The sequence below is a fragment of the Kribbella jiaozuonensis genome, from assembly GCF_005233875.1.
Classification (GTDB): domain Bacteria; phylum Actinomycetota; class Actinomycetes; order Propionibacteriales; family Kribbellaceae; genus Kribbella; species Kribbella jiaozuonensis.
In genome coordinates this window covers 160,265-175,000 of the sequence record NZ_SZPZ01000004.1, presented here as the reverse complement: position 1 = coordinate 175,000, position 14,736 = coordinate 160,265, and the positions used below count along the sequence as shown (strand labels likewise).

Here is a 14,736-nt window from a genome sequence, read left to right as displayed (position 1 = left end):
GCAATGGTGCGGGTTCGACGCATCGGTGTGGCAGCTGGTTCCGATCGATAGGCACAGCAAAGCGCTCACCTCCCCGGCTAGGTGAAGCCGCGCTCCCTGCCCGAGGTCAAGCAGTTCGCCGGAGGCATCTGCGAGGGCCGCTCAGTTCTCGACGGTTCGCAAACCGGACAGGCGCATCAGGCTCTCCTACTCGTTCCTGTTGCGCTGATTTCAGTAGTGGCTAGCCCATCAAGACGTCAGCCCGTCGGTGTAGGCGATGACCGCGTCAGCGTACTCGTCCTCGTTGAGCGTGGCGCAAGCCGCAGGTCGGTCTCCCGATGCGCTGGAGCTGGCCTTCAGCGCAGCGACGCATTCTGCGATGACGGCCGGATCGGTGGATGGTGCAACGGTCTTGACCGGCGTAGCAGTCGGGTACTCGGTCGGCTTGGCGTCTCCCAATGACAGGAGCACCGGCTCGCTCAGTTTGTCTCGGGTGTACCTCACCTCGCCACGCGCGGATACCTCGATGGAGTAGAACTCTTCGCCTCCAGGTACTCCGGTGACTGTGAACGGGAGCGTGCATCGATAGGGCCACGGCGCACCCTCATCATTCGGATTGACGAGCAGCTCCGAGACCCTGGCCGCGCGCACGGTACCCATTGCCAGGACCTCGCCCGTTCCGTTCCTCGTCGTGACCTGTGCGCCGTTCGCGATGTCCTCGTAGCCAGCATCTGGAGTGCAAGGATTGCCGATCTGTGTGACCGTGCTGGTGTCGGTCGAGATGGCTGCGCTCAGCGTGATCGTCCGGTGATCGTGAACGCCGGACTTGATGCCGGAGCTTCGGCCTGATGGTTACCGCAGCCGGACAGCAGCCAAACGGCAGCGACCGCGGCGACGGTTGCAATTGCTCGCATAGTCCCCCTCGCTTCGGTCATCGCTGTTTGGTGGCTGGGTGTTGCATCCGTTCATGACTGCTGCTCCGAGTCGGCGTGCCGTTCCCAGACGGTGCCCGGCTCCCAGCCCGACCGGTCCCACTGTCGATCCATGGGGCGGTTGGGTTGGGCTGTCGGGTACCTCGATGACCCCGGCGTTCTGCACCAACTCTTCGAGGCCGGCGGATTGGTCTCGGCGGCGATCTGAGCAGTCGGTCTGAGACTGCGGACTGCCTGGTCAGACTGCTGCCAGAGCCGACGGTTCGTCCCTGTGCGTAAGCCTCTCGTAGACTCGAAATGTTGCTGCAGGCAAATTCCTGCTCCGTCACAGCTCCGTGAGACGCTGACAAGCACTGGTCACGGTTGATCATCGACGAAGGATGAAACTGCAGGTCAGGAGGCAGATAAGCCTGTCCCAATCGGGATGGCCGCCAGGGTAAAGAGATCTACACCATCTTCCAGGACAGCTCGGAATCTGGCTCCTGTCGTTGGTCGGGTTGGTCCGGAGGCGGAGTTGCATGATCGTGCATCTCGGTGGTCTCCGACTGGTCAGAGGTTGATGGTCCAGTTGTCGTCCGGGCCGATGAGGACGTTGCGATCCGGGCCGAGTTCGACGGTCAGGTTGTGGAGTGGGAAGTTGGCGGCGGCTGTCCATTGGGCTTGGACGCGTTCTAGGTCGTCCCACAGGCGGCGTGGACCAGTTTGATGGATGGTCTTGGTTTCGCTGTCGGCGCGTGCCCAGGAGCCGTCGTCTGCTAGGAGCCACAGGAGTTGGCTGCCGTCGTCGCGGGTCGCGGAGCGGTTCTCGATGTCCGGGGTGTCGAGTTCGTACAGGCAACGCAGCTGCCAGTCGTCCCAGAGGTCGGGTAGTGGGCCTGCTAGTTGGCGGGTCTCGTCGCCTGGTTGGTCGCGGGCGGCGTTGAAGACGTGGTCTAGGCGGGCTGGGTAGTCGGTTTCGTGGCGGGTGCGCATGAAGGTGGCTGGGTCTGGTTGGACGTGTCCGCGGGTGATGCCATCAGTGTGTTTCTCGGCGTCGATGAGGAGTGAGGTGCCGGTGATGGTGGTGACGATCTTGCCGCCGGGGCGGAGAGCCTCGAGCCAGGTGGGTGGGATGGGGCGGACGGAGACGGTTGCGATGATCCGGTCGTAGTCGGTGTCGGGTAGCGAGCCGGTGGCGTCGGCGACCTCGAGGTGTGGTGTTCGGCCGAAGTTGGCGAGGCGCTCGCGGGCGATGTCGACGAGGTAGGGGTCTACGTCGATGCTGGTGACCTGTTTGTCGTCGAGCAGATGTGCGAGGAGGGCGGCGGAGTAGCCGGAGCCGGTGCCGACGTCGAGCACGCGGTCGTGCTCGTGCGGGTCGAGTAGGTGGAGCATACGCACGATCAAGCCGGGCAGGGTCGAGGACGACGTCGGGAGACCCATCGGACGATCGGAGAGGTCGGCACCGTCTGCGTGGAGTGAGCCGACGCGGGTCACCAGCGTCTCGTCGGCGTAGACCTCGGCCCATGGTTGGTCCGGCTGTGGCGATCGGAGTCCCCAGGCGAATGGGTAGCTGTCGGGGATCGGCTCCCACCACCTCGGCACCAGTTGGTGCCGAGGTGTGGAGCTGACCGAGTCGTGCCACTCCGGTCCGGCCGGGGTTACCTCGTCGGCGAGCTTGCGAGCGGCTTCGGTCCAGTCAGTCACGGAGACAATCGTCCTTTTCTTGGAGGGCATCGGCCATTGCCTCGATGATCGGTACGCCGGCCTTGACCGCGAGCCAGTGCCATTGGCCGTTCGGGTTCACTTCGAAGAACACCCAGCGGCCGTCTGGGGTCACGGCGAAGTCGAGTGCTCCGAAGTACAGGCCTAGTTCGTCCATCAGCAGCCGGACGCCCTTCTCGACATCAACCGGGAGCTCGATCGGACCGTAGGTGAGGGAGGGATAGTCCGTTCTCCAGTCCAGTCTGGCAGCCTCGCTTCCGGCGTGGATCGCGACGGGGAACATCCGGTTCCCCATCACAGTCAGGCGTACTTCGCAGTGCTTGGGCACGCGTTCTTGGAACAGATGTGCGGTGCCGGTGACGCTCGTGTCGATCTGGTCGGCGTGGAGCACTGTGGTCGGCAGGTAGCGATGACGCCGTTCCGCGGTGAGTACACCACCACTGAGGCCCTTGTAGATGACCTCGTCGGTGCCGATGAACTCACGGGCGTAGTCGGGATCCGATGTGATGATCGTCCGCGGTACGTCGAGGCCGGCGCGGGCTGCCACAGCGAGCTGAACCGGTTTGTAGTTGGCGGCCGAGTCCTTGGCCGGATGATTGATCCATCGCACCGGAAGCGATCCCAGGACGCCGAGGACTCCGACGCGCGCCTCGGATACTGCGAACGCTCGTGCCTCGTCCGGCCAGCGGCTCGGCACACTGAACTCGGCGGGCCGTCGCCACCACACGGCGCTGATGGCCTCGAGGTCGACCGACCGATGAGCGGTCAGTTGCCCCTCCCAGCCGTGCGCTCCGAGGGTGGCGGCTATCTGGGACGACTGAGGGAAGTCGGATGTGTCGTAGCGGACGACCGGCGCATTCCGTCTGGTCAGTTCGTCGATGACGGCGTCGGCGGTGAGGTCGTCACGGCCGGTCAGCACCAAGACGGTGCCCATCGTCAGTAATTGTCAGTCGAATTGTCCGATCCGGGGCGCTGGCCGTCGGGGATCGGCGTCTCGGTGTTCGTTTCCGGCAGAGCTGCGGCGATGGCGTGGTAAGGGTTGCCGGTCGCGGACACGTTCAGCTGAAGGTTGGCGCTGTAGGTCATCGGCAGCTCCATCGGCGCCATATCTGGCCCCGACGCGAGGTGACGGACACCGAACGGAACTGCGCTGATCTCGTTGCTCATGATGGATCTCCATTTCTGGTGATGGTTTGGAGCGGCCGGCCCAGGACGGACTCGCTATCTCGTCCCGCGCCGGCCGGCTTTTGGGGTGCGACGGCAACGACTCGCTGACATCGCAGGTGCCGGCCCGGTAGGCCGTGGATTCGAAGGTTGATGACGTGCGCGTACTGCGCTGCGAGTGCTGTCGGGGCGATGTGCTCCTCGATCAAGTACTCGTCCAGCCACAGCTGCACGCGCCAGAGTTCCTGCTCAGTCATCCCTCAGGCCGGCCGGCGTCGAGCCACCGCACGACGGTGGAGCCGTTGTGGCCGTGTACTGCGAGCAGGGCGTCGAGGCCGTAGTCCCAAACGACCGTGGTGGCCCACTTGCCGCGCCATCGCAGCGCGACGGTTCCGTCCGACCACTCGACGCCCTCTGCGACGTCCCCGGTGCCGCTGACTCCGCTGACATCAATCGCGCGGCGGAGTACGAACCGGCGTGGGTCCGCGGTGTGGCTGGTCGACGAGTCGAGCTGTGCATCGACTTCCATTGGAGTTCCCCTTCGAGGTCCTTGATCCCCATCAAAGGACGCTCGACTGCGGAACGTAAGGAAGAAGGTGCTACCTGTCGCTGAACGTGAACCGGAAATTTCCGGGCGGAACGCTGTCGGCCGGTGACTCGCCGTACATATCGTTGGGCTGTGGAGGGAAACCAGGCCCTGAAGGCGCGTATGGCGGAGGTCGGCCTGACCCAGGCCGAGTTGGCTGAGGCGGTCAACGCTGATCTTCGGCGCGCGGGCTACGGGGGCACCGTCAGCGATCGAACGGTGCGGAACTGGTTGACTGGGAAGACACGGTGGCCACATCACCGCCAGCGCGATGCGCTCTCCGCAGTCTTCGGTTGTCCGATCACGGATCTCGGCTTCGTCGCTCCGGCCGAGCCGGGGCCTGTCCCGCGGCGGCGGTTCATCGGTACGTCCGCGGCGACAGTCATGGTCGCTGCTGGGGCGTCGACGCAGCGCGCTGTCCAGTCCCGAGTCGGTGCTGGTGATGTCGAGCGGCTGCTCTCCAAATTCGCGTTGATCGTCGCGAGCGATCATCAGTACGGCGGAAAGCTCACCATCGAGACCCAGGCGTCCGCGCTAGCCGGTGAAGCTCTTGCACTGCAGGCGCGGGGGACTGCGAGTCAGCGCATCCGTAGCGCGCTTTATGGCTGCGCAGCCTCATTCACGTCAAGTGCGATGTGGGCTGCCATCGACGGTCGGCGATTCGATACCGCGCAACGACACTTCGATCGCGCAGCAGGCCTGGCCACGATGTCAGGTGATCCGGCGATCCAGTTCAGGATCTGGTCCCACGCCGGCAGCCTTTACCGCCACATGGCCAGGCCGGTCGACGCGTTGGCTGCCAATGACGTCGCGCGTCGGTTGCCGATTGCGAGGCGAGATCCGATGTTCGCGTCGCTCGGCCACGCGAGACATGCCGCGATCCTGGGGCAGACCGGCGACCAGCGCGCCGTACGTCAGGCCGTTGGCCATGCCGAAGACGCCTTGGCCAGATCCGAGCCCAGCGATGATCGGCCGCTCTGGCTGAACGCCTTCTACGACCAGGCAGAGTTGGAGAATCTCGCGCTGGCAGGCTACTTGGCGCTCGGCGACTACGAGGTGGCCGAGGGCCACGCACATCGAAGCCTCGCTCTTCTGCGGCCCGGTATGCGGCGTACGCGATCGATAACCACCGCGCGGCTCGCCAAGGCACAGCTCGGCCAAGGCGACCTCGAGGAAGCAGTCGCGACCGCGATGACGATCCCGCTCGAGCCGACCGGCCTGCATCCACGCATCAACTCGATGCTTCGAGACTTCAGCAGCACACTGCAGATCGCTGCACCATCGAGCGACCCGGCAACCGCCTGGGATCAATACGCACACGACTCATTGAGGACGCTTCTGTGACCCCTGACGGTATTGCGTTGCGCCATTCCACCGTGATCGACGACGTGTGGAGCACGATGATCGAGGTGTACGCCGACGTGCGCGCTGATCAACTGCATCTGCCGCACTACTCGGTCGAGCGATTCGGCGAACAGCTTGCGCGGCACGCATCCGATCCCGGATGGGAAGTTGTCATCGGCTACGACGCGGACGAGCCCGTGGGGTTTGCGTACGCGAACACGCTCACACCCGACGACCGCTGGTGGCGCCGGATGACCACGCCGCTTCCCGACGGATGCACCGAAACGTCGACCGTCGCGTTGAAAGAGATCATGCTGCGCAAGCCGTGGCGAGGTCAGGGGATCGCCCTACTGATCCACGACGAACTTCTCCGCGATCGCCCCGAGGAGCAGGTCTCGTTGCTCGTCAACGCGCTCAACGGCGACGGGAAGGTCAAGGCGCTGTACGAGTCGTGGGGTTACGAGCCGATCAGCACGCAGCAGCCGTCGGTGGACGGCCCGGTTTTGACCGCCATGCTCCGCCGGACTCAGCCTGCGGCCGGAGGCGTTGAGTAGCGTTGAGAAGCATTGACTACTGTGTGTAGCTCATGCGTTGAGCAGGCATGGAGAAGCCAGATGTGGACGGTGTGGGTGAGGATCCGCAGATTCGGGTGAGCCTGCCGGGCAGGTCCCCGGTGCTGTATCCGCAAGCTGCTCGTGTGTTGCGCCGGATCGTTCTCCGACTGGCCCGGTCGAAGCGCAGGAGGGCATCTTGAGCGGCGACGAGTGGGCGACGCTGGACGAACTGCTTGGTCTCGAGGCACTGGCAGCCTGTCCGACTAGTCAGGTCGGGATCGGACGGTTGGCCTTCTATGGACGTTGCTCGACTGAAGACAACCAGGATCCGCGGACCTCGCTGGCGTGGCAGATGGGGGAGGCAAGTCGCTTCGTTGAGCCGCTCGGCGGCGAGATCGTGGAGCAGTTCTTCGACATCGGGCAGTCTCGGTCGTTGCCGTGGGAGCGTCGCGGTGAGGCCGGCAGGTTGCTGCAGGAGTTGAAGAACCCGCAGCGTGGCTGGGATGGGCTGGTCGTGGGCGAGGCGACCCGTTGCTGGTACAGCAATCAGTTCAGCTTGACCTGGCCGAAGTTCCATCGGTACGGCGTCGCGCTGTGGATCCCGAGTCTCGGTGGGCGGTTCGATCCCGAGAACACGGTGCACGACATGGCGATGACGATCACGGGCGGCTTGTCGAAGTCGGAACGGCAACATGTACAGCGCCGGGTTCGGGCCGCGATGGCGGCGCAGGTCGTGATGGACGGGCGGTACCAAGGCGGTCGAGCGCCGTACGGATATGTGGTCGTTGACGCAGGCCCCCATCCGAATCCGCGGAAGGCTCAGGAGGGTTATCGGCTTCGGGCGCTGGCTGTCGACGAGGAGGCGGCGGCAGTTGTCGAGCGAATCTTTGAGCTCTATCTCGGTGGGTTGGGGCTGAAATCAGTCGCCGAGACGCTCAACCGCGAAGGTGTTCCCTGCCCGTCTGCCCATACTCCTCAGCAGAACCGGCATCGGAGGGGCGATGGCTGGCAGCACAGCACCGTGAAGGCGATCCTCGAGAATCCGCGGTACACGGGGTTCGCTATCTACGGCCGGTGGCGGAAGGTCGAGGAGTTGCTGGATCCCGACGATGTCGCGGCGGGACATGTTGTGCGGTTCCGGCGTTCGCCGCAGTCGAAGATCGTACGGTCGCGCGAGCCGGCGCACCCCGCGATCGTGTCCGTCGACGTCTTCACGCGGGTTCAGTTGGAGATCCGTGCTCGTCGAGGTGCGGATATGGCGGCCCGGGCGTCCCAGCCCCGGACGCGGGTCGGGCCGAAGTCGGCGTACCTCTTCAGAGGAGCGATTTGCTGTGAGACGTGCGGGCGCAAGATGGAGGGCGCTCGGCGCAAGCATGGGGTGTTCTACAGGTGTGCCGCGAGGACGCTGGTCCCGGGATCGAGCGCAGCCTTAGGCCATCCGCCGACCGTCTACGTCCGCGAGGATCAACTCTCCCGCGGCGTGAATGAATGGATCGCAGGTCTCTTCAGCCCCGACAATCTTGATGAGACTGTTGCAGTCCTCGTCGGCGCCCAGGACGTCGAGGATCCTGCGGAGGCGACCGAGCGAGTCTTCCGGGAACGGATCGCTGCGGCGGAAGCGAACATGAACAGACTGCAACGGGCTTTGGAGGCTGGTTGGGATCCCGAGACCCTGACGAACCAGTACAACGCGGCCGTGGCCGAGAAGAAGGCTGCTCTGGCCGGCCTTGAGGCGCTTGAGCCTGCCGAGCGTCTGAGTCCTGCTGACATCCGCGGCATGGTTGAAGAGCTGGGCGCAATGAAGACGGTGCTGGATCAGGCCGGTCGAGCGGATCTGGCCGAGCTGTACGGCGCCTTGGCGCTGGAAGTGTCCTATAACCACAAAACGCGGGTGGCTGATGTCTCCATCAGTCCAACCCCGCGTGTGGTTAGCATGCGTGTCCGAGGGGGGACTTGAACCCCCACGCCCCGTAAAGGGCACTAGCACCTCAAGCTAGCGCGTCTGCCTATTCCGCCACCCGGACGAGTGGTCTGCACCGGGGTGCGGTGCTGACCGGAGAACAGTAGCAAACTCCAGGGGTGGAATTCACATCGGGCGGGTGGGGGTGGTGACGGAGTGTTGGGGGCGGGGTAGTTTCGGGTTCAAGGAGAAGGGTGGGGTGGGATGACGGAGATCGAGCTGGGTGCGATCGAGGCTGAGCGGGACCGGATCCGGAGTGCTTATCTGAAGCCGGGTGGGGTCAGTTCGGCGCGTGGGTTGCATCACACCGCGTTGTTGTGTGCGGACGTCGAGCGGACCGTCAAGTTCTACCAGGACGTGCTCGGGTTCCCGCTGACCGAGATGGTCGGGAACCGGGACTACGAGGGCTCGACGCACTTCTTCTTCGACATCGGGAACGGGAACCTGCTGGCGTTCTTCGACTTCCCGGGGCTGGATCTCGGGCCGTACGCCGAGGTGCTGGGCGGGCTGCACCACATGGCGATCTCGGTCGAGCCGGAGCGCTGGGGGCAGCTCAAGGAGAGCCTGACCGCGCACGGCGTCGAGTTCCAGGAGGAGAGCGGTACGTCGATCTACTTCCGCGACCCCGACGGGGCGCGGATCGAACTGATCTCGGATCCGCTCGGGGAGATGTACGGGCTGAAGGTCCTCTGAACCGGCTGAGCCGCTGAGCCGTTGACCAGGCGATGGGTCGGCGGGATCCTCGTCTCGGGGTGAGACCGGCGTCGGGCTGGGTCTTGGGGTGGTGGGGCGGCGATGGGGCAGCGAAGTCCGTTGGTGACGTTGGCGGCGACGGCCGTCGGGCTGGTCGCGTTCATGGTGGTCAACAGCACCCAGACCGGCAATCCAACCCAGGCGAGCAACCCGGCACCAACAGTGACGCCGGTGGGAACAGTCACCCCCTCCGCGACCCCGCAGACGCCGAGCAAGCCTGCCACGACAGCGCCGGCCAAACCACCCGCGGTCTACGCGGGCCGGACCAACGAACGCGAGGCCTCGCTGGCGATCGCGACGAAGGGCGAGCGAGCCGCGGCGTACGTCTGTGACGGCCGGAGCCTCGAAGCCTGGCTGACCGGCACCTACCGCAACGGTCGGCTCGTACTGCGTTCCAAGACCGGCGAGCGCCTGACCGCCGCCGTCGCCGGCAACACCGCCAGCGGCGCCTTCACGCTCAGTGGTCGCACGCTGCGGTTCGCGATCGCGAAAGCCGGCCCACCCGCCGGCCTGTACCGCGCACGGAACTCCACCAGCACCATCGGCTGGATCGTCCTGCCCGACGGCAAGCAGGTCGGCGTCGACAACGACGGTACGCCGGCCCCCGCCCCGCCCCTCGACACCACCACCCGTGCCGCGACGGTGAACGGCGTACCCGTGACAGCCCAAGCAGTCAGCGGAGATGAGGCGTTCTGATGAGCACCGCACAGGTCCAACACGCGACCAGGATCGCGGTACCGCTCGCGGTCGGCACTGCCGTCGCCGTAGCGCTCGGTGTCTACGGCCGCCTCCACGACCCGGCCGGCGTCGCGATCAACCTGGCCGGCTTCTCCAGCTTCCAATCGGTGAAGACCTGGCTCGCGACCGTCGCTCTCCTCTTCGGGATCGTGCAGCTGATCTCGGCCATGTCGCTCTACGGCCGCCTGCCCACCCGCCCGTGGGTCGCGCCGCTGCACCGCTGGTCCGGCCGCATCGCCGTGGCGTTCACCCTCCCGGTGGTCGCGCACTGTCTCTACGCACTCGGCTTCGAGTACGGCGAACCGCGCATCCTGATCCACTCCCTGCTGGGCTGCTTCTTCTACGGCGCGTTCGTCGCGAAGATGCTGACCCTCAGCCGAACCGACGCCCCCAAATGGCTCCTGCCCGTCGTCGGCGGGGCCGTGTTCACGGCGCTGGTCGGCCTGTGGCTGACCTCGTCGCTCTGGTTCTTCACAACGTTCGGAGTGATCCGATGACACAGCAACCTGGCCGCCGGACGGTCCTGGCCGTCGCGATCGGAGCGACCGCCGCCGGCTGCTCGAAGTACGGCGAACCGAAGAACCCACCATCGCAGACGGCACCCGCGAACGCCGTACTCGGGAAGACCGACGAGATCCCGGTCGGCGAAGGGAAGATCTTCGACCAGAACCAGGTCGTCGTCACGCAACCGGTCAAAGGCACGTTCAAGGCGTTCAGCTCGACCTGCACGCACCAGGGCTGCCAGGTCACGACTGTTGCCAACGGCACCATCGACTGCCCCTGCCACGGCAGCAAGTACTCCGTGAAGGACGGCTCGGTCGTCGCCGGGCCCGCGCCGCGACCGCTCCCGCCGAAACAGATCACCGTCTCCGGGGACTCGATCACGCTGGTCTGACCGACCTCGGGATGCCATCACCGGGGCGGTGAGAGAGGATGGTCGGCATGACGACCTCCAGCGACCGTACGTCGTACACGCCCGATGCCGAGGTGGTGGAGCTCTGCAGTGAACTGATCCGGATCGACACCACGAACTACGGGAACGGCAAGAGCAACGGGGAGCGGGTCGCGGCCGAGTACGTCGCCTCGAAGCTGGACGAGGTCGGCATCGAGTCGACGATCTACGAGTCGGAGCCGGGGCGCGCGACACTGGTCGCCCACTGGGACGGCGAGGACCAGAATGCGGACCCGTTGCTCGTGCACGGGCACCTGGACGTCGTACCGGCGGACCCGAAGGACTGGAAGGTCGACCCGTTCTCCGGCGAGATCTTCGACGGCTGCGTGTGGGGTCGCGGCGCGGTCGACATGAAGGACTTCGACGCGATGGTGCTGTCGGTCGTCCGGGCTCGTCAGCGCGCGGGCGTGAAGCCGCGGCGGCCGGTCCGCCTTGTGTTCACCGCCGATGAAGAAGCCGGCGGTGTGTACGGCGCGCAGTGGCTGATCAACAACCACCCGGACACCGTCGCCGACTGCACTGAGGGCATCGGCGAGGTCGGCGGCTTCTCGATCACGGTCAAGGACGACCTGCGCCTGTACCTGATCGAGACGGCCGAGAAGGGTATGAACTGGATGCGGCTCAAGGCCCGGGGTACGGCGGGCCACGGGTCGATGGTGAACAACGACAACGCCGTCACCAACCTGGTCGAGGCGGTGACCCGGATCGGCGGGCACGAGTGGCCGCTGCGGGTCACGCCGACGGTGCGGGAGTTCCTGAAGACGCTCGAGGACGTGCTCGGGACCGAGCTGGACCCCGATGACATGACGGCGACGCTGGCGAAGCTGGGCAGCTTCAGCCGGATGTTCGGCGCGACGATCCGCAACACCTCGAACCCGACGATGCTGAACGCCGGTTACAAGGTGAACGTGATCCCCGGCGACGCCGAGGCGCACATCGACGGACGGTTCCTGCCCGGGTACGAGGACGAGTTCTTCGCGACGATCGACGAGCTGCTCGGCGACAAGGTGCAGCGCGAGACCGTCGTACAGGACATCGCGTTGGAGACCGAGTTCAGCGGCGGGCTGGTCGAGGCGATGAAGGCGTGCCTGGCGGCCGAGGACCCGCAGAGCCGGACCGCGCCGCTGCTGATGTCGGGTGGTACGGACGCGAAGTCGTGGAGCCGGCTCGGGGTGCGGTGCTTCGGTTTCGTACCGCTGCAGCTGCCGCCGGACCTGGACTTCATGGGCATGTTCCACGGCATCGACGAGCGGGTCCCGACGTCGGCTCTCGAGTTCGGCTCGCGGGTGCTGGACCGGTTCCTGGACCAGGCCTGAGCTCGCGCCGGCGGCCTGAGAAGCTAGGAACGTGATCGCAGACAACGCCAACGACGAGCTCGCCCGGCTCCGCAGCAGCATCGACAACATCGACGCCGCGCTGATCCACCTGCTGGCCGAGCGCTTCAAGTGCACCCAGCAGGTCGGTGCCCTCAAGGCCAGCACCGGAATGCCGCCGGCCGACAAGTCCCGCGAACAGGCTCAGGTCGCCCGGCTCCGCGCGCTCGCGGCCGAGTCCGGTCTCGACCCGGTCTTCGCCGAGAAGTTCCTCGCCTTCGTCATCGCCGAGGTCATCCACCACCACGAACGCCTCGCCGAGACCCGCGCCGCGGACTAGCCGGTCTGAGTGATCGTCGGTACGGCGAGCAGCCCGGAGTTGAGGTAGTCGGCCGCGTGCTCGATGTGCTGGAGGTCGAAGCGGTGACCGAACTCCGCGGTGACGTCTTCCGCTGCCCTGAGAAGGTGCTGGTCGGCGGACAACGCGTTGGCGGCCGTGTTGTGTACGACGATGCGTAGATCGTTGGCACCCGGTCGCGCGGCGTCGGTGATGTCGACGCGGTACGGCGGGGCCCAGACGGTGCCGCAGCGGGTGTCGTTGAGGTAGATCTCGGCGGCAACGCCTACCGGCGGGGTGATCAGGGCGCGGTAGGAGTTGGGTGGGAGGTAGGGCTCACTGTCGGCGTCGACCGGTGTGCCGGGGCCGAGGTCGAGGAAGAGTCGGCCGTCGGTGTCTGGTAAGTGAAGGTCGGTCTGGTAGGTCGCGGAGCCGGAGTAGGTCGCGAGTTCCGGGGTGTCTTCCCAGCGGTGGGGGATGGTGACCGGACGGATGTTGTTGTCAAAGGCAACCGACCATTCGCCCAGAGCTGCTTCGACAACATCGGACGGCTCGGCTGTTGCAGAGGTGGTCGTCTTGGTGAGGACCGCTGACTCGTAGGGATGCAGGGTGAGGGAGCGGGTGACGTCGTTCGAGGTCCAGCGTTCCATCGGCTCGTCGAAGGTGAGGGTTCGGGCTTCGGGGCCGGTGTTGGCGACGAAGTAGATGTCGCCGTCGTCGAGGCGGCGGTGGACCACGCCGACGTCCTGCTGCGGGGTGAATGGCGCCGGCGGGAGGTGCTCGGCGAGCGTGGCGATGTCGGTGACGACCGTGCCGCCAGCCGCGCGGACCGCGTCGAGCCAGCGCGTGGTCTCCGCGGGCGTGGTGGTTCCGTCCGGTACGACGACCAGCGGGACGTCGGCGGGATCGACGACCGAGACGGCGTCGTCATCGATCAGGTCGTAGTCGAGTCCCGCCTCGCGGATCGTGCGGGGGATGCTTTCCGGGATCAGTCGGCGGGCGACGCGGTACAGGTTGTTCGGCTCGCTCAGGCCCGTCTCGGCGTACGCGTCGGAGGCCGGGATGTAGATCTTGACCGGGCGGACCGGCGTACCTTGCTGGAGGAGCCAGGACAGGCGGTGGAGGGACGCGAACAGATCCGTTGCCAGCGGCCACCATGGGTTGCGGTCGTCGAGGGCGCCGGCCGCGTAGAAGATCCAGCCGAGGCCGGGGCCGTTGGACGGTGAGTACGGCCAGCCGTGGCCGATGAGCTGGTTGACGCCGGACAGGAAATGCTCGTGCGCCTCGCCCTGGAGATCGAGCGGCGTCGCGCGGAACGACGGCGAGTGCACCCAGGTCCACACCTCCGCCGACACCACCGACCGGCCGTAGATGTTGGCAGCCGACGACGCCCACCGTGTCTCCGGGATCCGCGTCCACCCCCAGCCCTCGCCTTCGAAGATGTCCGCGAACCGGTAGCTGCTCATCGTCGCCGGCGGCTCGCCGTAGCTCTGGATGCGGAACGGTACGCCGTACCCGGCCGCCCACTGCTGGAACACCTTCAGGAAGTTGTCCTCGTACAGCTCCGACAACGTCCGCCCGAAGTCGATCCGCAGTTGCCGCGACTCATCGGTGTCGACGAGCAGCTCGTACAGCCGCGGCCGCAGCTCGTACCCCCGGCGCTTGGCGAACTCGTCGAAGATCCCCGGCGTCCAGTCCGCGCCGTACACCTCGAGGCTGTCGCAGAACACCGACCCGAGCAGCTCAGGCGTCGCCGCCTGCAGCAACGGCTCCGCGACGCGGCGAATGTGCTCCGAGGCCGCGGTCGCCGAGTAATGGTCGAGCGTGTGCCCCTCGGCGCCCGCAGCCGTCCGCTTCACCTGCTGCCCGGTGACCCGCGACGTGGCGATCAGCACCTCACGCGGCTGACCACCGGCCGGGACGTGGATGATCCCGTCGCGCACCGGCACCTCGACGTACGACGACCCGTCGCCCACGAAGGCTGCGACGAACTCATCTCCCGGCCAGGCCTCGACCACAGGTACGTCGTACGCCGCGCCGCCGATCCCGCGCCGATCCCAGCGCAGCTGCCGCGCGGCGTGCTCGGGCCCGATGTGGCCGCCGCCGTACGACCAGCCGCTGCCCAGCGTCACGTCGAACCGCAGCCCCAACGAGTGCGCCGTCCGAGCCGCATGCCCGACCAGCTCGAGCAGCTCGGGCGAACCGAACGGTGCCGTCACCGGACCCATCGGATAGACGAACGCGACCTCGACCCCGCCGAGTCCGGCCGCTGCCATCGCGTGCAGCTCCCGGTCCAGCTCGTCCCGCGTGGCCGACGGACCGAACCACCACCAGCGCATCATCGGCCGCCCCTCGGGCGGCGGGTTCCGGAACTGTCGTCGTACGTCGTCGACGGTCGCCATACCCTTCACCCCACAGCG

The 14,736-nt window shown here is 66.4% G+C and carries 15 protein-coding genes and 1 tRNA gene; 9 read left to right on the top strand and 7 right to left on the bottom strand.

Features of this window, described 5'->3' with window-relative positions:
* Positions 1-228 precede the first annotated feature (228 nt).
* The 5 genes from FDA38_RS26925 to FDA38_RS26905 form a co-directional block, all read right to left on the bottom strand.
* Complete coding sequence (locus FDA38_RS26925) at positions 229-639, bottom strand: hypothetical protein (protein WP_137256928.1); 411 nt, start codon at positions 637-639, stop codon at positions 229-231.
* 821 nt (positions 640-1,460) lie between these two features.
* Positions 1,461-2,597, bottom strand: coding sequence for a methyltransferase domain-containing protein (locus FDA38_RS26920; RefSeq protein ID WP_170989880.1), 1,137 nt, complete (start codon positions 2,595-2,597; stop codon positions 1,461-1,463).
* Entirely contained in the window at positions 2,590-3,549 is a 960-nt protein-coding gene (tgmB, locus tag FDA38_RS26915; RefSeq protein ID WP_137256926.1) for an ATP-grasp ribosomal peptide maturase, read from the bottom strand. The genes FDA38_RS26920 and tgmB overlap by 8 nt, the downstream gene beginning before the upstream one ends.
* A 2-nt stretch (positions 3,550-3,551) precedes the next feature.
* Entirely contained in the window at positions 3,552-3,782 is a 231-nt protein-coding gene (gene tgmA / locus FDA38_RS26910; RefSeq protein WP_137256925.1) for a putative ATP-grasp-modified RiPP, read from the bottom strand.
* Positions 3,783-4,032: 250 nt separating this feature from the next.
* Positions 4,033-4,308 (bottom strand): hypothetical protein, encoded by a 276-nt coding sequence (locus tag FDA38_RS26905; protein ID WP_137256924.1) that lies wholly within the window; start codon positions 4,306-4,308, stop codon positions 4,033-4,035.
* A gap of 441 nt (positions 4,309-4,749) precedes the next feature.
* Between FDA38_RS26905 and FDA38_RS26900 the strand changes: the two genes are divergently transcribed.
* The 3 genes from FDA38_RS26900 to FDA38_RS26890 all read left to right on the top strand — a co-directional run bounded on the left by FDA38_RS26900 (position 4,750) and on the right by FDA38_RS26890 (position 8,220).
* A complete protein-coding gene (locus FDA38_RS26900) occupies positions 4,750-5,709 on the top strand; it encodes a hypothetical protein (protein ID WP_202877845.1) in 960 nt (319 codons plus the stop codon).
* Positions 5,706-6,263 (top strand): GNAT family N-acetyltransferase, encoded by a 558-nt coding sequence (locus FDA38_RS26895; protein ID WP_137256923.1) that lies wholly within the window; start codon positions 5,706-5,708, stop codon positions 6,261-6,263. The genes FDA38_RS26900 and FDA38_RS26895 overlap by 4 nt, the downstream gene beginning before the upstream one ends.
* A gap of 196 nt (positions 6,264-6,459) precedes the next feature.
* Positions 6,460-8,220, top strand: a complete 1,761-nt coding sequence (locus tag FDA38_RS26890) for a recombinase family protein (protein WP_202877844.1) — start codon at positions 6,460-6,462, stop codon at positions 8,218-8,220.
* On the opposite strand, the gene FDA38_RS26885 is transcribed toward FDA38_RS26890, so the two are convergent.
* Positions 8,202-8,287: transfer RNA gene (locus FDA38_RS26885), tRNA-Leu, on the bottom strand. The genes FDA38_RS26890 and FDA38_RS26885 overlap by 19 nt on opposite strands.
* Before the next feature lie 140 nt (positions 8,288-8,427).
* Here FDA38_RS26885 and FDA38_RS26880 point away from each other — a divergent pair.
* The 6 genes from FDA38_RS26880 to FDA38_RS26855 all read left to right on the top strand — a co-directional run bounded on the left by FDA38_RS26880 (position 8,428) and on the right by FDA38_RS26855 (position 12,319).
* Positions 8,428-8,916 (top strand): VOC family protein, encoded by a 489-nt coding sequence (locus FDA38_RS26880; RefSeq protein WP_137256921.1) that lies wholly within the window; start codon positions 8,428-8,430, stop codon positions 8,914-8,916.
* A 102-nt stretch (positions 8,917-9,018) separates the two neighbouring features.
* Positions 9,019-9,672: a hypothetical protein gene (locus FDA38_RS26875; RefSeq protein WP_137256920.1), complete on the top strand. Its 654-nt coding sequence runs from the start codon at positions 9,019-9,021 to the stop codon at positions 9,670-9,672.
* Positions 9,672-10,211 (top strand): DUF6529 family protein, encoded by a 540-nt coding sequence (locus FDA38_RS26870; protein WP_137256919.1) that lies wholly within the window; start codon positions 9,672-9,674, stop codon positions 10,209-10,211. Before FDA38_RS26875 ends, FDA38_RS26870 begins: the two co-directional genes overlap by 1 nt.
* Positions 10,208-10,609, top strand: a complete 402-nt coding sequence (locus FDA38_RS26865; protein WP_137256918.1) for a Rieske (2Fe-2S) protein — start codon at positions 10,208-10,210, stop codon at positions 10,607-10,609. The genes FDA38_RS26870 and FDA38_RS26865 overlap by 4 nt, the downstream gene beginning before the upstream one ends.
* Before the next feature lie 47 nt (positions 10,610-10,656).
* Positions 10,657-11,982 (top strand): M20/M25/M40 family metallo-hydrolase, encoded by a 1,326-nt coding sequence (locus tag FDA38_RS26860; protein WP_137256917.1) that lies wholly within the window; start codon positions 10,657-10,659, stop codon positions 11,980-11,982.
* A 31-nt stretch (positions 11,983-12,013) separates the two neighbouring features.
* The gene (locus FDA38_RS26855) at positions 12,014-12,319 is read left to right on the top strand and encodes a chorismate mutase (RefSeq protein ID WP_137256916.1); all 306 of its coding nucleotides are present in this window, start codon (positions 12,014-12,016) and stop codon (positions 12,317-12,319) included.
* Here the strand turns inward: FDA38_RS26855 and FDA38_RS26850 are convergent.
* A complete protein-coding gene (locus tag FDA38_RS26850; RefSeq protein WP_137256915.1) occupies positions 12,316-14,718 on the bottom strand; it encodes a glycosyl hydrolase in 2,403 nt (800 codons plus the stop codon). The two genes, FDA38_RS26855 and FDA38_RS26850, sit on opposite strands and share 4 nt — an antisense overlap.
* Positions 14,719-14,736 lie beyond the last annotated feature (18 nt).